The sequence below is a fragment of the Pusillibacter faecalis genome (assembly GCF_018408705.1).
Lineage (GTDB): Bacteria > Bacillota > Clostridia > Oscillospirales > Oscillospiraceae > Oscillibacter > Oscillibacter faecalis.
Genome location: NZ_AP023420.1, coordinates 2,697,872 through 2,719,927, shown reverse-complemented (window position 1 = coordinate 2,719,927; position 22,056 = coordinate 2,697,872). Strand labels below are relative to the sequence as shown.

The following is a 22,056-nucleotide window of genomic DNA, read 5'->3' as shown; positions in this document are numbered from 1 at the left end:
CCTGATACGCAAAAGAGGGCATGGGAGGAGCCACTCCCATACCCTCCTCGCAGTATAGCCGGTCTATTTACGAATACGCAGAGAAAAGATCAGGCAGCCAAAAGCCCCAGCGCATCCAAAACCGCCTCATACTTTGCGGCCTCATTATCAATAAAAGTGGAGAAATCTGCGCCGACAATAAATTTGCTTGTCAAACCATTGGTGGCCAGATAGCCCTCTGTCCAATCCTCATGCTCAATAACCTGACTGAAAATGTCACACCAATAATCAATCGCTTCCTGGCTCATCCCACCGGGCCCAAAAATGCCCCGGAACTGCTGGAACTGCACATCTTCATAGCCAAGCTCCGTGAAAGTGGGAACATCAGGCAGAACAGAAATGCGCTCCGGGCCAAAGGCCGCCAGCAACGTGCACTCGCCGGCCTCATATTGGCTGATGGCCTCATTCGGATTATAGATGCCAGCGTTGATATGTCCGCCCAGCATGGCGGTCATAACTTCCGCAGAGGAGTCATACGCAATATATTCCAAATCCACACCACAGTACAGCTCAATCAGGCCCGTACAGACCTCGTCCTCAGTACCGGAGCCAGAACCGCCCACTGTGATTTTGCCGGGGTTGGCCTTTGCGTATTCAATAAACTCGTCCACAGTTTGATACTCAGCAGTGGATAGAACCCCGATGGTATATTCATCCATGGCGAGATTGCAGATCGGGGTCAGTTCCTCATATGTAATGCCGCTTCCAGTAATCATAGGACTCGTGATCTGTGCGGAGACATACGTGGTAATAGTGGTGCCGTCAGGCTTTTTTGTAACAGTATAGGCATCACCCACGGCGCCACCGCCGCCCGTTTTGTTGTTGATTGTGATGGTATGGCCGCCAAGCACTCCTAATTCTCCGATGATGTTAGCAGCGGTACGGGCATACAAGTCGGAGCCGCCGCCCGCGCTAAAGGGGCAAACAAATTCCACATCACCTGAAAGTTCAAAAGCCTTGGCTTCCGTATCGCCCTGCTGAGAGGAATCATCCTGGTCAGAGTTGTTACCGCCACATGCTGCCAAAGATAGTGTCATAGCAATCGCCAAAATCCACGCAAAAAACTTTTTCATCGGTAGTATCCTTTCTATTTATATTTGATGAAGCAAACACTCTCTGCTTCAGGGATTACTCCTCGATCATTTTGCGAATCAGCATAGCTGCGCGGTCTGTGTTGAAAATGCCGCACATGCAGGGCTTGAACAGCTCGGCGGCAGCCTCCTCAGGCGTACAGCGGCCCTTACGGCACTTTTCGATCATCTCGTTGATGAAATTGACGGAAACCATGGAGTGGCCGCACATGGTGGCAATCTCCAAAATCTCATCGGGAGGCAGCAGATCCGTCCGGCCGATGCGGCCCAGAGAGGACTCCACTGTATGGGGCTCCAGCCCTACCTTGTGGCAGCATTCCTTCACATGGTCCACCAGGCCGGAGACCACAATCGACATCCCCAGATCTTCCTTCTTAAGATCCGCCAGCATGTTGATAACATCCGTCTCATCTTTAAAGGTTGCGGTAATTACGGCGCGGTCTTCCACATGGTCAATCATGTGCTGACGGCCTTCCAGATTGTCCTGCAGATGATATTTTTCCTTTTGATACCACTCGTTGCCGCCACGGCAGTCGCCCATGGTAACGCAGTGGTTTTTTTCGCAGAGCTGAAAGAACCGCCGCAGTTTGGGGGCGGACCCCTCATGGTTGATATCCTTGCTGGGCATGCAGAGGAATACAAAATCATGTTTCAGGTTCTCTTCTGTGCCCACGCGGTGTAATGTATGAGACATTGCTGCTTCCTCCTTACTTTTCCTGATACAGGGGACGCCCCAGGCCCACATTGGTTTTTCCGTTGAGCGAGCACCAGACTCCCATTTTCTTGACAATCTCCATGTGAGGCAGATTGCCGTCTTGATCGACCTTGGAACAGATGTCCAGACTCAGGAAGCAATCCAGTGTTTCGGCAGTTTTATAGATGGTTTTCAGCACCGACTCCGCTTTTTCATAGGGAACCGTCATTTCCACAATCGCACTCAGAACCTTCTCATTCAGCAGTTCCTCTTTAAATTTACCCGTCTTGGGGTCGCTCATCATGGTAGTGACGGGGTTGCAAGCCTCAAATTCCACTCCCTCAGCGGCAACAGCCATGGCGATTTTCTCCGCGTCATACAGCCGCGCTCCGTAGCAGGGGCGTCCCAGCTCCACCGCGATACCCACAGTGCCATCTGGGAACCGTCCAGTTACCTCATTGGTCTTCATCTCCTCTGTGCCGCGGCCCGAAATACCTGACTCCGGCGCAATCGTTAGCACATCACTCATCAGGCTCCGGACACTTCTGGGATATTCCAAAGGCTGCTGATAAATCGCCTTCTTCGGACACACGTTGGAGCGCAGACAGACACCACACTCCACGCATTCGTCAAAATCAATATCCACGACCTTATCTGTTTTCTTGATCGCAGACACCGGGCAGCGGTTCATGCACATACCGCAGTTGACGCACAGGTCTTTATTGATACGCATACACTTCATCCCCTCTTTATTTTCTATTGTAAATCGGACACCCGATTGTACACGATGCGCTTTTGATCGACTGCATCCCCCCCCCAGCGCTGCAGATATCCCGTCCTATCCTAACGCGTCAAATTACTTTCCGGCCAGCTTGCAGTAATATGCCGTCCGCTCCTCTGCGTCTCTCTGCGCCTTTGCAAACAGCGCGTCTGCTGTCTCTGGGAACTTTCGATACAGGGAGCTATATCGTACCTCGCCCATCAGGAAGTCCCGGAAACTCGCCGTGGGAACCTTAGAGTCCAGGATGAACGGGTTTCTCCCCTGCGTACCCAGCTCCGGATGATAACGGTAGCAGTGCCAGTAACCACATTCCACTGCTTGTTTTGCCCGCAACTGTGCGTTGCTCATCCCGCCTTTGATCCCGTGGTTGATGCAGGGAGCGTATGCAATAATGACAGAAGGGCCGTCATAGGCCTCTGCTTCCCGGATCGCAAGGAGTGTCTGTTGGGGGTCGTAACCCAGTGCCACCTGCGCGACATATACATAACCGTAGCTCATGCACATCACGCCCAGGTCCTTCTTTTTGGTCTTTTTGCCGGAGGCGGCAAACTGCGCCACCGCCGCCGTGGGCGTCGCCTTGGAGGACTGTCCGCCGGTATTGGAATACACCTCGGTGTCCAAGCAGATGATGTTGACGTTTTCCCCGGAGGCGATCACATGATCCAGACCGCCATAGCCGATGTCGTAGGCCCAGCCGTCGCCGCCCACAATCCACTGGGACGGTTTGAAGAGATAGTCCCTGCGCTGATAGACCGTCCTGATGGGTTCCTGCTCCGTGCCCAGCCGCTCCATGGCGGCGATCAAGCGGTCCGCCCGCTGGCGGGTCCCGTGGCTGTCGTCAAAACGGGCCAAACATTCAGCGGACGCACAGCGCAGTTCTTCATCCTCAACACGCTGCGCCATATACTCCACCTGTGATTTGAGCCACTTGCGTACAGCACTGGTGCCGAGCATCATGCCGTATCCGTACTCGGCCGTGTCCTCGAAAAGGCCACTGGCCCAGGCCACTCCCTGGCCCTTTTCATTGGTGCAGAAAGGAATCTCCGGAGATCCTCCCCAAATGTGTGTGCAGCCGGCGGAGTTGGCGATGCGCATGTGGTCGCCGTAGAGCTGGGTAATAAGCTTGATATATGGAGTCTCGCCGCAGCCGGCACACGCGCCGGAAAACTCCACATAGGGCTTGAGGAACTGGCTGCCTTTGACCGTTGCCTTCTGCGCCGCGGAAATCTCCTTCTCCGTTACATGTTCCAGCGTATAGTTCCACGCCTGGTTCAGCTCCTCCCGCATCGGCTCGAACGGCCTCATCTCCAGCGCCTGAACCGGGCATGTCTTGACACAGACGCCGCAGCCGGTGCAGTCCATTCCAGAAATAGAGAGATGATACTGTAGATTCTGAAAACCGTTGGCCCGTTTGATGGGATATGCCTGCGGCGCAGCGGCGGCCTCTTCCCCGCTGAGCAGTGTTGGGCGAATCACCGCGTGGGAGCAAACGGCAGCGCAGCGGTTGCACTGGATGCATTTCTCCGCATCCCACCAGGGAACCTCAATTGCAATCCCCCGCTTTTCCCAGCGGGTATAACTCTGCTCCCAGCTTCCATCCTCATGCCCCTCAAAAGCGCTAACCGGAAGCTCGTTGCCCTCCTGCCGTCCCATTTTGAAGAGTACCTTGCGGAAAAATTCTGGGGCGGCTCCTCTGCTGTCCTCCTCCGCATCCTCAGCACGGGCCCAGGTGTCAGGCACGTCCACCCGGTGAATCCGCCGGGCTCCTTGGTCAATGGCGGCGCAGTTCATATCCACCACATCTTGTCCTTTGGCGCCGTATGTCTTATTGACCTCGGCCTTTAAATAGGCTATCGCCTCCTCCAGTGGGAAAATGGGACAAAGGGCGAAAAAGCCGGCCTGCATAACCATATTGATTCTGCCGCCCAGCCCCAAGTCCTTTGCAATGCTGAAGGCATCCAGCGTATAAAACGCCGCTTTTTTCTCCCAGATCTGCCGTTTCAACGAGGCGGGCAGATTTTTCTCCAGCTCCTCGTCAGACCAAATTGTGTTGAGCAGGAAGCTGCCGCCCTTCTTGAGGTCCGCAATCAGATTGTATTGATGTACATACGCCTGATTGTGGCAGGCAATGAAATTCGCTGCCTTGATCTGATAGGAGCCTTGGATTTTTTCAGGCCCAAAGCGCAAGTGGGAAATCGTGACGCCGCCGGACTTCTTGGCGTCGTAGGCAAAGTATGCCTGTACATAGGAGTCCGTGTGGTCTCCGATAATTTTGACTGCGGACTTATTTGCGCCAACTGTCCCGTCAGAGCCCAGTCCCCAGAATTTGCAGGAGAAGTTCTTAGACGGCGTGGAATCAAAAACAGGAGAAAACTCCGGGAGAGAGCGGTGGGTCACGTCATCGGTAATAGAAACGGTGAAACCATTCTTGGGCTGATCTGTCTCCAGATTTGCATAGACTGCCATCACGTCCATGGGCGTAAAGTCCTTAGATCCAAGGCCGTACCTCCCGCCCACAATCAACGGCGCGTCCTTTTGGCCTGCATAGACATTTCGGATATCCAAGTAGAGCGGCTCTCCCATCGCTCCGGGTTCCTTCGTGCGGTCCAGAACCGCAATGCGGCGGACAGACGGCGGAATGACGCTCAGGAGTTTTTCCGGGGCAAAGGGGCGGAACAGGTGGACCTCCACCATGCCAAGCTTTTTGCCATGTGCGTTCCAGTAGTCAATCGTCTCGCGGATGACGCCGCAGGCAGACCCCATAGCAATGATGATGTTCTCCGCATCTCCGGCGCCATAATAGTTGAAGAGCTTGTAATCTGTCCCGGCCAGGGTGTTGATCCGCTCCAGATACCCCTCCACGATGCCGGGAACAGCCTCATAGAATTTGTTGACAGACTCCCGGACCTGGAAAAAGACGTCGGGACTCTCCGCAGAGCCGCGGGACTTGGGGTGGTCTGAGTTCAGGGCGTTTGCGCGAAACTCTTGCAGTGCCTCCTGGTCAATCAGATCTGCGAGATCTGTCTCATCCAGGAGCTCAATTTTTTGATACTCATGGCTTGTGCGAAAACCGTCAAAAAAGTGCAGTACCGGCACACGGCTGGAGATCGCGCTGAGGTGCGCGGCGCAGGCCAGGTGATATGCCTGCTGCACAGAACTGCCAGCCAGCATGGTGAAACCGGTATTGCGGCAGCTCATCACATCCTGGTGATCGCCATAAATGGATAAGGCGTTGGATGCCAGTGCCCTGGCGCTGACATGGAAAACGCCGGGCAGCAGTTCACCCGCAATTTTATACATATTCGGCAGCATCAGCATCAGTCCCTGGCTGGCCGTATAGGTGCTGGCCAGCGCACCGCCCTGAAGCGCGCCGTGGATGGCTCCGGCAGCACCGCCCTCATGCTGCATCTCCCGGACGTCCACAGTCTGCCCAAACAGGTTCTTCCGTCCCTGCGCGCTCCATTCATCCATCAACTCAGCCATGGTAGAAGATGGCGTGATGGGGTAAATGGTAGCTACTTCAGTAAACGCATAAGATGCATACGCTGCAGCGGTGTTGCCATCCATGGTTACACGGATTGCTTTTTGTTTCATTTGCATCTCCTTTTTTGTTTTACTATATTATAGAATATCATACAATATAATAGTATTATAGCAGAGTTACTAGTTTCACACAAGTACCACGCAGCATTTTCAGCATGTTTTTCACACAGAATTCTGTTTGATGATGCGGGACTCTATAATCATAGTAAAAACAATGTAATTTCCTTATTTTCTCCTTATGTTACTGCCGGAAAAGTTTTCAGCAAAATCACGAATTAAGTGATTGTTTTTCGTAGCATTGAAAAATTTAAATCACATGAAAAGTTCTTTTCTTTGAACGCAAAATATTTTAAAAATCTGTCAACTGGGCAGGGCGTTTCTCCAGAAATGCTCCCATGCCTTCATATTTGTCATGCGTAGAGAATGCCAGCCCAAAGGAGGTCGCCTCCAATTCAAGTCCACTGGCCAGGTCCATATCCATACCGGCGTTGATCACACGCTTTGCAAGTGAGACAGCATAGCCGCCTTTTTTTAGAATTTTTTGTCCCATGGCATAACATGCATCCATTAATTCCTCTGCAGGTACAATTTGGTTCACCAGCCCAATCCGATACGCCTCCTGTGCGTCAATCATATCGCAGGTAAAAATCAACTCCTTCGCCCGTCCTTTGCCCACCAGTCTGGACAGCCGCTGTGTTCCCCCAAAGCCCGGAATAATGCCAAGCCCGCACTCTGGCTGTCCAAATTTTGCGGTTTCCGCCGCAACCCGGATGTCACAGGCCATGGCAATCTCACAGCCTCCCCCCAGGGCATAGCCATTGACAGCGGCAATGCTGACCTGAGGCATATTCTCCAGCAGAGAAAAGGTCCGATCAGCCAAGCGGGCCATGGCCAATCCCTCCACTGCGGTCGCTTGGTGCATTTCCGAAATATCCGCTCCAGCTACAAAAGCCTTGGTGCCAGCACCGGTCAGAATTAAAATCCGGATATCCCTGCGCAATTCCATTTCTTTCAAACACGCATAGAGCTCATCCAGTGTCTCGGAATTGAGTGCATTCAGCGCCTTTGGCCGATTGATCTGCACAAGCGCAATCTGGCCTTGTATGTCGATCGTAAGATTTTTCATCGTGGCATCCTCCTAGTTTTGATGTATGGTTTATGAATTCTATAATATAGTATATAATATTATAATATAGTTTTTGAATTTGTCAAGTGCCACGCAGATGTTCTGTGTCATCTGCCGGGCTGCTATATCACGCACGTCCCACGGAACATCCGGTGCCTTTCTCACTGAACAGGAAGCCACCAGCTCTAATGTACAGCCTTCTAAATGTTTAAAAAGAAGCCCGTTTTTCGAATGATTCTTCGAAAAACGGGCTCTCTGATCTCCATGTGTACTTTTGCAGGATGGCAGCAGATTACCTGTGTTGTCTTTCTTTACAAGCAAGCTCATTCAGCGCGTTGTTTCCAGCTGCCCGAAATCACCGTATCTACGGCAAAGTGTTCAACGATCCTCCTGATCTTTCAGCAGTGATTTGTCTGAGGGCTGCGCCTGGTGTCTCTGGGTCTTCCGGTGCCTACGGATGAGTGCAAACAAGAGCACCGCCGCCAGTGCTATGGCGGCTAGGATGATCTGAACCACAGGAAGCTCTCTAGGCAAAACACAGAATGTGGTTGTCTCGCTGTTGCCGGACAAAAGCAGATAGTGGCCGTCTACAGTATACTCCTGTGACTCCCAACCGTTTTCACCCTGTACCCAGACACTCCACCGACCTCCCTCTTCCGGCAGGCGGTAGTGAATCGTATAGGACACGGTCTTTAGATCGGGATCATCCACCGTAACAGTCCAGGCGGTACCACTGTACTGCGTCCCACCCTGATCGGTCCAACACACCTCTTCTCTGGCATACGCTACTTTCGCGCGGCTGCTGAAGCTGCCGTCCACCAGGATTCTCGGCAGCTCGCCGCTGCCAGACAGCGCTGAGGTGTAAGGGGTATAGACCGCCTCCACGGTCTGGCTGGCAGTAATATGGCGGTAGTCCAAATCCGGCCACGCCGCAGAATAGCCCTCCTTAGCCGGAAGCTCTGGCAAAACATCGATCCCTTCCCCATAGGGGACTGACACGATGCCCACCAGCTCATCATCCGCAGTAAAGGTCAAGGTGAGCTTGGAAAAATCCGTCGGGACATCCGGCAGGAGGCAGAGTGCTTCCAGCGTGACCGGCTCTGCGCTTCCCGCATAGCTGATGCCATCAATCGCCGCCAAATCCTCGCTGGCAAACAGATTTCCGGAGACCGTTCCATCCGTCTCTATACTTCCGGCCACGGCGCCAGTATATGCGCCGCCTTCCGCAATCTCCACCAGTGTGCGGCACTCTGTGAGATCGCTGCCAAGGCCGGCGATCCCGCCAATATAATGAGTTCCGGACAACGTGCATTTACTCCAGCAGCTATGGACAGTTCCCCAGGAGGCGCCGGCTATGCCGCCCACATAGCTTCCATCCGTACTAGCCACATCACCGTAATTCTCGCAGTTCTGCACCCGCCCCATATCCATGCGGCCCACGATGCCGCCGGCATAGTCTTTTTTTCCTGTCACAAGGCCGGTGTTTACACATCTGAACAGTACGGCCCTGGTCTCCACCCAAACATCCAGCGTGTGGTCTCCCGCCTGATTCCAATCATCCTCCGGGTCGTACTCCAGGTCTATAGCCAGCGAGCCGGCAATCCCGGCCACATTGACATCCCCCTCTACGGCCCCCTCATTCCGAGAGGAGGAGAGCCGCCCGGTGGTCTGACTCTCGATCTGCTCCCGATCCGAGACATCCTGGAAGCGGTCCTCTAAATCAGTCTCCTGCATCCTGGCTCCCTCGTCTGAGAGCAGGCTGCTAATCACACCGAGCTGCCCGCTGATCGCCTTTAAATCTGCCGTAACCGTGTCTACCGATGAATCCGCCAGTGTATGAAGCCCATCCGCCTGGTCCATCAGGCTCGAAAAGGCTTCATCCAGGGCATCCCGCTCCTCTGTGATGGCGCTATCCAGGGACGGAAAGGAAATCGCCGGCTGATCGGACAGGTCCTTCAGCACCTGATGCAGCTCAGAAGCGCTGTCCGCCATATCGTCTATGAGCGCAGAGAGCTCCTCTCCCAACCGGCTGAGTCGGGAGAGGATGCCGCTGGCCTCGTCTCCCCCCTGCGCCAACGCCCGCAGGCTCTCCAACAGGTGGTCAGCAGCGGCCCCGGCTCTTCCTAGAATCACTTCCGCCAGCTCCTCAGCCGCACTCACGCACTGTTTCAGTGCCTCCTGTGTTTTCTCCTCGTCCCCCAGGGCATCCCGCAGAGCCTTGACTGCCTCTTGCAGCTTTGCCAGCGCGCCCCTGCACGCCTCTGGAATCTTTCGCAGCTCCTCCATAGCCAGGCGCAGACTACGGATGCTCTCCTCTCCCAGCTGGCCCATCTCCTCCGCTCGATCCAATGCGCCGGACAAGTCCTCCACCACATCCGAGAGGTCTTTCAGCTGTCCGTCCACATCGTCCAGAACCGGCTCCAACTGATCCAGCGTACGAGAGATCCGGGCAGACAGGTCATTGACTTGGCCGATACCCTCATCCGCCCACGCTGTCATGGCGTCACTCAAATCCCCCACGGCATCCTTTGTCAAGCGGGTCTGGTCGGAGATCGCCTGCATTTGAGCGGAGAGATCATCCGCAATGACTCCTACATCATCCAGCAGTGCGTCACTCATGTTCTGGAGCGTACTCAGCTCATCCCCAAGCCGCTGAAGAAAGCTCTCGTTGAATAGCAGCGTCACATCCGGCTCCATCTGTCCGGCCACTCCACCGATATCCTTTCGGCCCATGACTTTTCCCGTGTTGACGCAACCATCCAGGCAGCCAGATTGCCGCCCGGCAATCCCGCCCACATTATAGCCAATATGAGGATAACCCACCGCACCTTCGTTGCGGCAGCTCTGCAAAAGTCCTGTGGAATATCCAGCAATGCCGCCCACATCTGTCCAACCAGCAACCTGTTCCCCCAGGTTCAAAGGGTCCTCACTCTTGGCGGGAGTCTCGGAGGTGGGATTGATGTCTCCTTGATTGGTACACTGAATCACACCACCCAGATTCTGTCCGGCAATTCCGCCCACATGGAGGTTTCCTTCCACAAGGCCAGAAAACGTACAGTTAATCAGCCGCCCCTCCGCCTCGTTGATGCCGGCAATCCCGCCCACACTGCTCTCACCCTTGACAGTCCCCTGAAATGTGCAGCGCAAAAGCTGCCCACGGTTGCTGCCTACGATACCTCCGGCAGTGTCCCGAAAATCTGTGGGAGAGACTGTTCCCCGCACACTCAGGTCCTGGACGACACCGCCCACCTGCACATAGCGGAACAGGCCCTGCACATTGCCGTTGCCTGTAACCAGCAGGCCGGAAATCGTATGCCCCTGGCCATCAAAGGTTCCGCCAAAGGTTGGAATGGGTCGGAAGTCCGTTCCAGTCAGATCAATGTCCCCGGCCAAGAGGACCGTCTTTCCCTGAGACCAGCTGTCCAAGGAGCAATTTTTAGAAAGCTCTGCCAAATCCTGTGCTGTTTCAATCGTTATGGTATTCTCTGCCGCCCACGCAGATGGAGCCGCTGTAAGCAGCAGCAAAACAGCGGACAGCGCCAGTGCCATCCCTCTATGTATGCGTTTCATGCTCTTCCTCCTTGGAATGTTCCTCGTCTCCCGTCTCCACCATTGCAGAGACCTCTCCGTGGATGACACCATGCATCGTGGCGTCCACAATACCGCTGACCCGTCCCCGCACCCGGCCGCTGACATAGACCGTGCCGCCGCTGAGCAGACTTGAGCGCTCATGCTCCGGGAATTTGAGATTGAAGCGGGTGCGCTCCACAATGCGGTCTCCCAAATAGAGCATCTGCGGCAGGATGAACATCACCAGGAACATGGAGATCAAGGTTCCTCGGCACAGACACTCTCCAATCCCGACGATGCTAGCCTCCGTGGTGATTTTTGCAATGAGGAACGCCGCTACGGACAGGATAGAGCCGGAGGTGAGGACGGTTGGAAAGGCAAGGCTCAGCGCGCGGATCATGGCCTGCTCCTTGGACATGGAGCCCTTGAGCTCATTGAACCAGGAGGAGATGACGATGGCGTAATCAATATTGGCGCCCATCTGAATGGCGGTGACAATGAGATAGCTCATGAAGAAAATGGGCTTTCCCGTGATGCCCGGGAAGGCAAAGTTCACCCAGATACTGCCCTGAATCACCAGAATCAGCAGAATCGGAAGCCCTACGGACATAAAGGTGAACAGCAGCACGATGATGACAAACACCACCGACAGTACACTGATCATGACATTATCCCTGGCAAAGGAAACCGACAGATCATAATCACTGGTGGAGTCTCCCACCAGATAGACACTGTCCGGCTCATAGTATCGCTCCGCCTCCGCATGCACAGTTTTGAGAAAGTCGAAAGTCTCCTCCCCCTCCTCCGGCAGATTCAGGCTGATGACCATGCGGGAGTAATGCTCTCCCATCATCTGAACCCGGGCGTCCATCAACTGTTCATAGAGATCGTCAATGTCCTGGTTCAGACCCTCGTCCAAAGAGACATAGCCTTCCTCCTTACAGTCGTGGATGAACAGGAAAATGTCCATCAGTGGAATGGTGTAGTCGTCCACGCCCCCCACAATCCGCCCGTACTCCTCCTGATCGGCAGCATAAGCAGAGTACAAAAGGCAGGCAAGTTCATAGTCCATATCAATCAGCTCGGAAAATTGTCTGGGCGTCAGCGCGTCGGTCAGGGTATAGCCGTCCATCGCCTCAATATTGGCAAGCCCCATGGCAGAGTCCACCTGCTCGTAGGTCTCCAGCCGCTCCAGCAGTGCCTTTTCACTGTCATAGTCCCCCTTGGGAACCAGCAGAGCCATCACATTTTGGGGGCCAAAGGTCTCGTTAATCCGCTGCTGGGCGATCTGAGCCTCGTTCTGACGGGCCGTTTCAATCTGGCTGTAGCCGTAGACGTAAGGACACCGGTTGGAGAGCAGAAAGCCGCCCACCAGACACAATGTGAAAACCGGCACCCCGATGAAGCGCAGCTTCACAGCCCAGGCCCCCCAGCGGTCGATGCTGGGAACAAAATTTTTGTGCCGGGTCCGCTCCATCGCCTTGCAAAAAATCATCAAAAGGCCCGGCATCAGAGTAAATACAGACAGCATGCTCAGGCAGATGGCCTTGATCAGCACCATACCCATATCAAAGCCAATGCGAAACTCCATAAACATCATGGCAGCCAAACCGGAAATGGTCGTCAGGCTGCTAGCGGAGATCGCGGGAATCGCGGCGCTCAGAGCGGTAATGCATGCCTCTCGATCTCCGGCGTGCTCCCGTTCCTCCAGAAAGCGGTGCAGTAAAATGATGGCGTAGTCAATCGCCAGAGCCAGCTGCAAAATCACTGTGACGGAGTTGGAGACAAAGGAGATCTCTCCAAAGAGGAAATTCGTCCCCAGGTTCAACAGCGCCGCCGACGCAAAGGTAATCACCAACACCGGAATTTCGGCATAGGACCGGGAGGTAAACAGCAGCACCAGCAGAATCACTACCGCCGCAATCGCCAGGATCACTCCCATTTCCTGTCCCAGGGTATCGGCCTGATCTGCTCCCACCGGCGAGTCTATATAAAAGTCGTAGGGTTCCAGCAATTCCTTGATGCCGTTCAGGGCGGAAAGGCTGATGTCGTCATCCTCCTCACCGTCAAAGGTCACGGAGATCAGTGCGTCCGCTCCTTTAAAATACGCGGCGATATCCTCCGGCGTCTCCTCCGCGTCATCGTCGGCCGTTGTGTTTGCACCAGCACTTCCCCCCAGTACAGCAGAGGAGACGCCCTCAATGCTCTCCATACGCTCCGCCAGAGATCTGGCAATGTCCGGCGTCACATGGGACACCATAACTCGGGCGGTTGCAAAGGTGGTCAGTTCCTCTTCCATAATGGTCAGGCCCTGCCGGGTTTCTGTGGTAGCCGGCAGATACTCTGTAATATCATTGCAGACGGCTACCCACCCTCTGGAAAAAAGCGAAAAAATCGCAGCGCAGAAATAGAGGAAAAAGATCAGGTTCCGCTTGTCTACAATCATGGTAGCCAAGCGGGTGAAAAAGGAGGGTTTTTCTGTCTGTTTATCCACGGTGCTCCTCCATAGAATCCTGGGGAAGCCGCTTTCCGCTCCAGTGCATGCTGCACTGCTTGAGATAAGCGGTCCCACTCAATTCCGTTCCCACGCTGGTAAAAACGGACTCACAGGGATAGTTCCCCACCGTGGTGCGGAGGGGATGAAACAGCGTAAAGCCTCCGCCGCCGTTCTCACGGCCTGTGACGGGATTTTCAAACCCCAGCAGTGTTAAAACCCCCGCAATGCTTCCTCCAGAACTGGTAATGGACAATCGTCCGTCTCTAGGTCCCAATTGGCTGTGCAGGGTTACTTGGTACTCCTTTTGCATCACAAAGCCTCCTGATAGGTTTCTTCATGCTTAAAGTACGCCCTATATTCCGCGACTACAACATGCAAACCACCCCCCTTTGTCGGAATTCTGACAAAGAAGGGCGGTTTGCATACTGGAAAGACAGAGCGAGGCGTGATATACTAATTATAAATGTAGCTAATTGTCGGAGGCCCCTATGAAACACAAATCCTATGAATCCTCCTATGCCACCAAGCAGGTCATCTGCGCTTCCCTGAAAAAGCTGATGGCCCAAAAGCCTTTAGAAAAAATTACTATCAGCGAAATTATGGATGACTGCGGCATGGTACGCCAGCATTTTTATTATCACTTTGAAGATATTTATGACCTGGTACGCTGGATGTTTCAGGAAGAGGCCGTCTCCCTGCTGAAACGTCAAGAGGGAGCGCTGCTGTGGCAGGAGGGACTGCTGCAGCTCTTCCAGTATCTGCAGGAAAACCGTGCGGTCTGTCTGTGCGCTCTCAATTCCCTCAGCCGTCCTCACCTGAAGCGGCTCTTCTTTTCGGACATCCACGCCATCATCCGCCGCAGCGTGACGCAGATCACCGACTTCCTGGGGTGTTCCGATGACACAGAGCCGGAAATGTTCACCCACTTTTATGTCATTGCACTGGCTGGTCTTGTGGAGAGCTGGCTGCTGGGTGAGATTGATAAAACCCCGGGGCAGTTGATTCAATTTACTGACACTCTGATCCAAAACCAAATTCGCGGGGCTGCGGTGCAGCTCCAGGAGCAGGCATCGGATACCCCGTAGCTCCTGCATCCATTGTATATCACACAACCAGAGCCGAACGGAAGTTACCGTTCGGCTCTGGTTTACATTTACATCCATCTTTTTCTCATACCGGTTCCGGTCAAGCGCAGGATTTGGCACTTTCCGGGGCTCATCGGGTCATGGCTGTTGGCGATTCCTAACTGGCGGGAAAGCTGGCTCATTAGAATATTTTGTCTGGAGTTCATCAATCACATCAAACAGCTCCGCTAGCTCCACCAGTATCGCATACTTGTTCCGCAGGGCCTGAAACTCCGCCAGGGCGGTCTCCAGCAGCTGGTGTGCGTACTCCCGGTTAGAGAGCACTTTTACAATGGAGGAGTAGCCGCGCTCCCGGTCGGCAGGAACAATATTCACAAAGGCGCGAACCGGTTCTGTGGGGCGCCCCTCTATCATGCGGACCACCGCAATGTTGCCAATGACCTCCCTGGCCTGCTCCAGACGAAATTTTTCCGCAGCAGCAGAGTCGTTCCACTCAAACAGGCTGTGGAGGACCGCCCCCGTGGGGCGGCTTTCCTCCAGCACGTTGCCCGGAGTGATCCTGCCGTGCTTGCGCTCAATGCGCTCCAACTCTTCTCCCGCCGATTGGGCGGGCAGGGAATACTTGGGAATTTTCCACTCATATACCATGCATCTCGCCTCTCTTTCTGTTTCAGCCCCATTTATCTAGCCGTGCCGCCCACGCCTGGGCAGGCCCTTTCTCTTTGCGCCACGTCTCTTGCAATCCACCTCATGGAGCCCAACCGTGTCCCGCCATGCCACACCGTACCCCATTCCGCCGTACCCCGGTGAACCGTACCCCGCCTGCCGCGCCTCACTCGAACCCGCCCCGCCAAAACAAACCATGCCAATGAAACCTCACGCAGCCTTGCCCCAGCAAACCATGCCGTACCTCGCACAAACGAACCTCGACTTACCTAACCATGCCTGCCATGCCCCACCCGGCCTTGCCTGGCCCCGCACAGCCACACGCAGCCACAACTTGCCCCGCTTGCCCAGCCATGCCTGCCTTGCTCCAGCCCTGCCGTGAGAAATCGTCCCGCCGTCCTAGCCCATCGCCCCCCGCCTGCCGTGCTGAGGGACAATTTCGATCAGACAACGTGATACATTCCAAAAGAGCCGCCGCGCTCCGGGCGCCATTCACCGATTCCGCAGGCAAAGCCACCCAAATTAAAAAGGTTGATGATCTGTTCATGGGTGAACACGGCCGTATTGAAGCGGATGGGCAGAATCACGGACCACTCCTTGAATTCTCCCCGGTAGCGGAGGTCCGCAGCACCCATGCCCACCCGGACCATGTCCTCCCGAATTTCAGGCGTGCCGTGGATTCTCACCATGTCACCATTGATATGGAAGGCAGAGTTGGGAATGGTCTTGTTTTTCGTCACACCGGTCCGGAAGCCGGCAGAGACAGCCGCCGCCTTGAACGCAACAGAGGGAAAGCCAAACTCCGCCCCTTCCGCCACTGCCTGGTAGAATGCCTCCATGGTAGGCTCTGCCGGTTTTTTTGTCAGCCAATAGAGGCTGTCAATAAAATCAGCGGCAGGGTTGCGGATGGATCGAACCTTGGTCTTCGCCACCTTCATCTGCATGTCCAGAATCTCTTTTTTCGCTTTCTCGCTCCACGCGTGGACAATCAGCGGAGAGTCTCCCACCAAGGTCAGTTCAAACGTACTGATCTCAATGGCAGGAATATCAAACCCAGTCTCTATCGCCATATAATTTCTCCTTTCTTTTTTCATAGCAGTGCAGATCGTGCCGCCGAAGGCGGGAACCAGCGGCCTTTCGCATCTATGATAGCATGTATGCAAGCTGTTTGGGAAGATCATCTGCAGAAAATACAGATCATTCTGAAACGCTTACCCAGGACACCTTCCAAATTGTTCTCATACCGCCCTCTGCCAGTCTCTGTATTCATCTTCTGAATACCATCCATTCCAAAAAGCAGGAACACACGCTCTGCCGCAGCCGCTTTTCAAACGGCAGTTGGCAAAAAGGCACCGCACAAGCCAGATCATTCTCATTCAGAATAGGCTGCATACAATACCATTTCTTTCATTTTCCATACCGCTCTTGCTAAAATAAAGCTGGAGGCCTAGCCCTAACACTGGAGCAAAGGAGTGCAGGACCATGTACAACATGAAAAAAGAGCGCAGCTACTGGGAGGGTACCCACGCGGCCAACCGGAGAATCATGTATCTTGCGGCAGGCCATGAACAAGAGGACATTGTCAAAAAGCCCCACATCGGTATCGCAAATACGTTCTTTGAGGGTTCCCCGGGCACCGGACATCTGCGGAGTCTGGCGGAGTCTGTCAAAAAGGGCATCTGGATGAATGGGGGGATGCCGATGGAGTTCGGCGTTCCCGCCACCTGCGGAAACATCGCCACCGGCTCCGACGGGCTGCGCTATGAACTGGTCTTGCGGGATATTGTCGCCATGTCCATTGAGGCTGTTGTCCGCGTCCACAAGCTGGATGGACTGGTGATTCTGGCCTCCTGCGACAATGTGATCGCCGGGGCATATCTGGCGGCTCTGCGGGTTCATATCCCCTGTATCGTTGTCACCGGCGGCATCATGGGGGCAGGAAGCTACTGCGGGCAAGCCCTGGTGCAGGCCGATGTGGATGTGGCCGCCATCCGGGGAGACTCGGAGCTTCTCGACATCGTACAGGAGCATGTCTGTCCCTCTTTCGGAGCCTGTCCATCCATGGGTACGGCATGCACCATGCAGATTCTGGGCGAGGCGCTGAACCTGGTTCTTCCGGGAACTTCCACCATCCCAGCTGCAGACAATTTAAAGCTGCGAAGCTGCGTCCGGGCCGGTCGCTTTATCGTAGAGCAGGTCCGGCGCGGCATATGCCCGGAAGATTTAATGAGCCGGGAGGTTCTTTTCAATACAGTGATGCTGGATCTGGCCATAGCCGGCTCCACCAACGCAGTGCTCCACCTGCTGGCGTACAGCCAGGAGCTGGGGCTGGGACTCACGTTGGATGACTTCGACCGCATCGCCCGGAGAATCAAATGTCTGGTGGGCGTGGTGCCCAGCGGCCGTCACACCGTGATTGACCTTGATCGTGCCGGCGGTGTGCCCGCCGTGATGAAGCGCCTGGAGACGGAACTATATACCGGGGAAACAACACTGCTTGGAAATACCTGGGGCGAGTATCTCACTGGAGTCCAAGTCCCAGACGACAGTATCATTCATCCCCTGCAAGCCCCCTTCAGCGATATTGCCGGCATACGGATTCTCCGGGGAAATTTGGCGGAAGAGGGCGCGGTCTGCCGCCCCACTGGCGTACCGGGGAGCATGCGTGCCTTCTCTGGACGGGCGCGGGTCTTTGATCAGGAGGAACTGGCTGCGGAGGCGGTGATGCGGGACGAAATCCAGGCGGGAGACGTAATCGTACTGCGCTACGAGGGTCCCAAGGGTTCCCCCGGCATGAACGAGCTGATGAAGGTGACAGATCGGCTCATCGCCAAAGGTATGGAGCAGACGGTTGCCCTGATTACGGACGGGCGCTTCTCCGGTTTCAACCATGGCACCATCATCGGGCACGTGGCACCGGAGGCCATGGCCGGCGGCCTCATCGCTTTTGTGGAGGACGGCGATATCATTACATACAGCATTCCAGAGGGTATCTTGCAGCTAGAGGTAACGGAGGATGTGATCGCGGAGCGAAAGCAACGCTGGAAGAAGCCAGAGCCCAAGATCAAAAGCGGTGTGCTGGCCCTCTATGGAGCCACCTGCCGGCCAGCCTCCGAGGGCGCAGCCATGCAGAACTGGTGAGGCCGCTTCAGTACTCCGGCTTTCATTCTTGTGCTGCTCCACCCCACACGGGCATTTTTCCCAGGAAATGAATCTTGTATAAAAAAGGAGCCAATGATGAACCAGGAATATACCGCCAGGGGGATTGCCAAATACGCGGGGGCCTTTATCGCGTGGATGATTGGCTCCGGGTTTGCCTCAGGTCAGGAGACGCTGCAGTTTTTCACCAGTTATGGACTGGCAAGCTACACTGCCATCGGCCTTAATTTCATCGGCACGCTGTTTTTCGGGGTTGTTTTTGTGGAGACGGGGTATCGGAACCGGGAGCTCTCCCCCTTCAACCATTTTCTTTACTTCTGCGGGAATCGGGCAGGCCGGTTCTATTCCGGTCTGATCGCCGTTATTGTGTTTTTGCTGATGGCGGTTTTAATCTCGGGTGCGGGAGCCACCCTGCAGGAATACTATGGTCTGAACCACCTCGCAGGGTCGTTGTTGATGGCGGCAGCAGTTTTGGCTGCGTACCTCTCTGGGTTTGAGCGGTTGATCTTTGTCATCTCCAAGGTCGGTCCTGCCGTGATCGCCTTCACCCTGGCTGTCGGGGTGATCACGGCTGTTCGGGACTGGGGAGATCTATCCATGGCATCCAGCCAGGCTGCCGTGCTCTCTCCCCTGCGGACATCGCCGCACTGGGGCATCAGCTCACTGTTATACCTCTCTCTAAACTTTCTCTCCGGCGGTGCGTATTTTACGCAGCTGGGCGTCAGCGCGGAGCGGGAAAAGGATGTAACATACGGCATGATCGTAGGAATTGTGGTTCTCATGGCCGCCATCGCCATCGTGAACACCGCTTTTTTGCTCAACGCCCAGCCCATGGCGGAGCTGTCCATTCCAATTCTGTACCTGGCGGAAAAAATCTCCCACCCCCTGGGCGCCGCCTTTTCCATTATTTTGATTCTTGGTATTTTCTCCTCCTGCTCCTCCATGATGTGGACGGTATGCAGCCGCTTCTCTTTCTCTGAAAAGCGCACGCAGCAGCTCTTTGCCGCAGGTGTAGCTGCGGGAGCCTTTTTCATTGGGCTGCTGCCGTTTACCAAGCTCATCAGTGTCTTTTATCCCCTAGTGGGCTATGCGGGCATTCTGCTTCTTCTCATGGTGGTCCGCAAAGTCTTGCGTGAGAAGGATGAGAGAACGCCCGCGCCCTCAAAGCCCGAGTAAAGCCGCGACCGGTACAGGCAATGGCGGGGATGCACTCTGAATAACCGAGAACACAGCGGCCCGGTGCGGATATCCGCACCGGGCCGTCCTCTCATTCGCTGACTCTTTGCATGGCATCTGCCTTATATTCGGTCAGAAAGCGCTGTCGGACTTTCGCGGAGCACTCCGCTTGTCCCCACATTGCCTCAATCACACCACCCAGAATTGGCGGTACTGTGGCCCGGATTAGGGTGGCCATAGGCGATGCCTGCGCCTTCAACTCCTCTGCATATTCCGGAAATGCGGCAAAAATTCCGCCGCCCAGAACTCCCTGGTAGGGGCCTCCAAACTGCCTCTCCGCCGCAAATGTAAGCTCCGCCAGAGCATGTACGGCCTTTTGGAAAATTTCCTCCGCCGCAGCATCTCCCTCCTTTCGCGCCTGAAATACCGTGCGGGCGAAAGATGCGATGTATGGCCTTCCCCCCTCATAAATACCGGGGATGTTTTTCTCCGGCGGCATCCCCATCTGCTCTTGAATCAGGTCATAAAGCCGCGTATACGGCGCTCTGCCATCACAGTAACGGAAAACCGCCAGAATTGCATCGCGTCCAATGGCATAGCCGCTGCCCCCAGTATCAATGAGGTAGCCCCATCCACCTAAATGAACAATCCTTTCTCCAATCCGGGCGTAGAGGGACGAGCCGGTTCCGCTGATGATACAGCACCCGTCCTGGTGTCCCAGGGTCCCGGAGATCAGATTGACAGCATCATCTTCAAATCGCATTGTGACGTCGGGAAAATAGGGCCGGATATACCGTCCCAGCTCACCGCCGAAATAATCGGTGGCGGCCACGCCGCTATATATGGACACCAGTGTTCCATCTCCTGGTATGCGGGCCACCAAATTCTGCAGAACACCCAAGAGGCTTTCACACGCTGAACCAATCCCGATATCCATGGCATTACAGCCCTGCGTCAGTGATCTGGCCAGAATATGCCCCGTCTCCTCAAATAGGACCGCGTCCGTCTTGGTTCCTCCGGAATCAATGGCAATAAAACATCGCATAAGCTTCCCTCTCCTCAGAGAAATGAGTGTGCGGTGAGCTGTCCCCTGCCGCAAACCGGTTCCCTACTACCGTCAAAGGCCGGGTCCACATATTTCTCAAACCACGCCTTCAGTTCCCCGGTTAACTCGGCAACGACTCCAGCGCAGGACCTATGGCCCATCAGATTGTTCTCCTCATCCGGATCTTCCACCAGATCATACAGCTCGTTCGGCCCATCCGGCAGGCGCAGGACCAGCTTCCACTCCTTGGTTCGGATCATGCGGCAAGGGCCATATTCGTCAAATACAACCACGCTGTCCCGAACGCGCTCTCTTTCGCCTGTGAGCAGCGGCGCAAAACTGACGCCCGGCATGTTATCCGGTTTTTCAAACGCAATGCCTGCAAGGTCCAGGATGGTCTCATAAAAGTCATAGTGGCTGACCATTTCATGATTGACAACACCTTGTAAAATTGTTCCAGGCAACGAGAAGATTCCAGGCACCTTCACGGCGGAATCGTACATATTCACAGGGTTCGTTCCGTTCCCCTTGCCCCAGATACCGTGGTGTCCCATACTCATGCCGTTGTCCCCAGAGAAGATGATCAGTGTGTTGTCCAGCAGCCCTTCCGTCTCCAGCCGGTCCACCAGGCGCCCTACCGCCGCATCCATTGCGGTAATCGCCGCATAATATCCGGTGAGGCTTTCCCGCCGGTGCTCCTGCCACGTCTCCGGAATTGGGCCGTATGTGGCTCCGCTGAAACGGATGCCTGGGTGCGGCTCGCTGTTCCACTGTGCAAGGGTTTTGTGGCCGTTGGGCGCCCAAGGGTGAGGCGGTACGTTGGGCGTGGAATGAAAAGGACAGTCCTTATAAAGATCAATGTACTCCTTGGGGTGATTCCGTGCCGACCACGGCGAATGCGGCGCCGTGTAGTTTACAGCAAGATAGAACGGCTTTTCCTGATTCCGCTGTGTTAAAAAGTTTAACGACTGCTCCGTAATCCAATCCGTGACATATAGGTTTTCTTTTAAAACCATTTTTCCGTCTTCCAGTACTACGGGATAATAATAATTCTCCCCGCCCATGGCCGTTGTCTTCCAATAGGTAAAACCAGCCTGCGGCGTAAAGCTGTCCCCCATATGCCATTTCCCGCTCAAGCCGCATTCATAGCCGTTTTCAGCAAGAATCTCAGTAAAGGTACGGTGCTGATCCAGATAGCGGATGGCATAGTCGCCGCTGAGCTGATTTTTGGGCCAGGCATAATACCAAGGCGCGTTTGCAGCCGCAAAGGACATTTGCAGCTCTTCTCCAAGCGCCCGTCCGCTGTCCAGATGCCCCTTGGCCAGCCAGTCATGGACGCCATGCTGCGATGGATTCTTCCCTGTCATGATGGAAGCCCGGGCCGGAGAGCAGACGGGAGACGCGCAAAAACAGTTGTCAAAGCGAACACCGCGAGCCGCAAGGCGGTCCAAATGCGGCGTTTTTACCTCCGGATTTCCGGCGCAGCCCATTGCCCAGGCACCATAGTCATCAGCCAAAACAAACAGAATATTTTTCTTTTCAGACATCAAGTTCCACTCCAATCCTCAAGAGCCTTCGTCCTGT

General features: G+C 54.8%; 15 protein-coding genes. 3 read left to right on the top strand and 12 right to left on the bottom strand.

All coding sequences use genetic code 11. From position 1 onward, the window contains the following. Positions 1-89 precede the first annotated feature (89 nt). The 8 genes from KJS55_RS13715 to KJS55_RS13680 all read right to left on the bottom strand — a co-directional run bounded on the left by KJS55_RS13715 (position 90) and on the right by KJS55_RS13680 (position 13,651). Positions 90-1,112: a Bug family tripartite tricarboxylate transporter substrate binding protein gene (locus KJS55_RS13715; protein WP_187030620.1), complete on the bottom strand. Its 1,023-nt coding sequence runs from the start codon at positions 1,110-1,112 to the stop codon at positions 90-92. Between the two features lie 55 nt (positions 1,113-1,167). Continuing rightward, positions 1,168-1,824: a hypothetical protein gene (locus KJS55_RS13710; RefSeq protein ID WP_213543561.1), complete on the bottom strand. Its 657-nt coding sequence runs from the start codon at positions 1,822-1,824 to the stop codon at positions 1,168-1,170. 13 nt (positions 1,825-1,837) lie between these two features. Continuing rightward, a complete protein-coding gene (locus KJS55_RS13705) occupies positions 1,838-2,557 on the bottom strand; it encodes a ferredoxin family protein (protein WP_187030616.1) in 720 nt (239 codons plus the stop codon). 123 nt (positions 2,558-2,680) lie between these two features. After that, complete coding sequence (gene nifJ / locus KJS55_RS13700) at positions 2,681-6,199, bottom strand: pyruvate:ferredoxin (flavodoxin) oxidoreductase (protein WP_213543560.1); 3,519 nt, start codon at positions 6,197-6,199, stop codon at positions 2,681-2,683. Positions 6,200-6,497: 298 nt separating this feature from the next. Further along, a complete protein-coding gene (locus KJS55_RS13695) occupies positions 6,498-7,274 on the bottom strand; it encodes an enoyl-CoA hydratase-related protein (protein ID WP_187030613.1) in 777 nt (258 codons plus the stop codon). Between the two features lie 378 nt (positions 7,275-7,652). After that, positions 7,653-10,844 (bottom strand): hypothetical protein, encoded by a 3,192-nt coding sequence (locus KJS55_RS13690; RefSeq protein WP_213543559.1) that lies wholly within the window; start codon positions 10,842-10,844, stop codon positions 7,653-7,655. Then, positions 10,828-13,338, bottom strand: coding sequence for an efflux RND transporter permease subunit (locus KJS55_RS13685; RefSeq protein WP_228300546.1), 2,511 nt, complete (start codon positions 13,336-13,338; stop codon positions 10,828-10,830). Before KJS55_RS13685 ends, KJS55_RS13690 begins: the two co-directional genes overlap by 17 nt. Next, positions 13,331-13,651, bottom strand: a complete 321-nt coding sequence (locus KJS55_RS13680) for a hypothetical protein (protein ID WP_187030609.1) — start codon at positions 13,649-13,651, stop codon at positions 13,331-13,333. Before KJS55_RS13680 ends, KJS55_RS13685 begins: the two co-directional genes overlap by 8 nt. 178 nt (positions 13,652-13,829) lie before the next feature. Between KJS55_RS13680 and KJS55_RS13675 the strand changes: the two genes are divergently transcribed. Further along, on the top strand, positions 13,830-14,426 hold the full coding sequence (locus KJS55_RS13675) for a TetR/AcrR family transcriptional regulator (protein ID WP_187030607.1): 597 nt from the start codon (positions 13,830-13,832) through the stop codon (positions 14,424-14,426). Between the two features lie 138 nt (positions 14,427-14,564). Here KJS55_RS13675 and KJS55_RS13670 read toward each other — a convergent pair whose 3' ends face one another. Together KJS55_RS13670 and KJS55_RS13665 are read right to left on the bottom strand one after the other, a co-directional pair. Continuing rightward, entirely contained in the window at positions 14,565-15,074 is a 510-nt protein-coding gene (locus tag KJS55_RS13670) for a hypothetical protein (RefSeq protein WP_213543558.1), read from the bottom strand. A 461-nt stretch (positions 15,075-15,535) separates the two neighbouring features. Then, positions 15,536-16,162, bottom strand: coding sequence for a hypothetical protein (locus tag KJS55_RS13665; protein ID WP_213543557.1), 627 nt, complete (start codon positions 16,160-16,162; stop codon positions 15,536-15,538). 412 nt (positions 16,163-16,574) lie between these two features. On the opposite strand from KJS55_RS13665, the gene ilvD reads away from it, so the two are divergent. Continuing rightward, positions 16,575-18,233 carry a dihydroxy-acid dehydratase gene (gene ilvD, locus KJS55_RS13660; protein WP_228300545.1) on the top strand — a complete coding sequence of 553 codons (1,659 nt, stop codon included), beginning with the start codon at positions 16,575-16,577 and terminating at the stop codon, positions 18,231-18,233. Between the two features lie 93 nt (positions 18,234-18,326). Continuing rightward, positions 18,327-19,427 (top strand): YkvI family membrane protein, encoded by a 1,101-nt coding sequence (locus tag KJS55_RS13655; RefSeq protein WP_213543556.1) that lies wholly within the window; start codon positions 18,327-18,329, stop codon positions 19,425-19,427. 91 nt (positions 19,428-19,518) lie between these two features. Here KJS55_RS13655 and KJS55_RS13650 read toward each other — a convergent pair whose 3' ends face one another. Both KJS55_RS13650 and KJS55_RS13645 read right to left on the bottom strand, forming a co-directional pair. Next, positions 19,519-20,472, bottom strand: a complete 954-nt coding sequence (locus KJS55_RS13650) for an N-acetylglucosamine kinase (protein WP_213543555.1) — start codon at positions 20,470-20,472, stop codon at positions 19,519-19,521. A gap of 14 nt (positions 20,473-20,486) precedes the next feature. Further along, entirely contained in the window at positions 20,487-22,019 is a 1,533-nt protein-coding gene (locus tag KJS55_RS13645; RefSeq protein ID WP_187030597.1) for a sulfatase family protein, read from the bottom strand. Positions 22,020-22,056 lie beyond the last annotated feature (37 nt).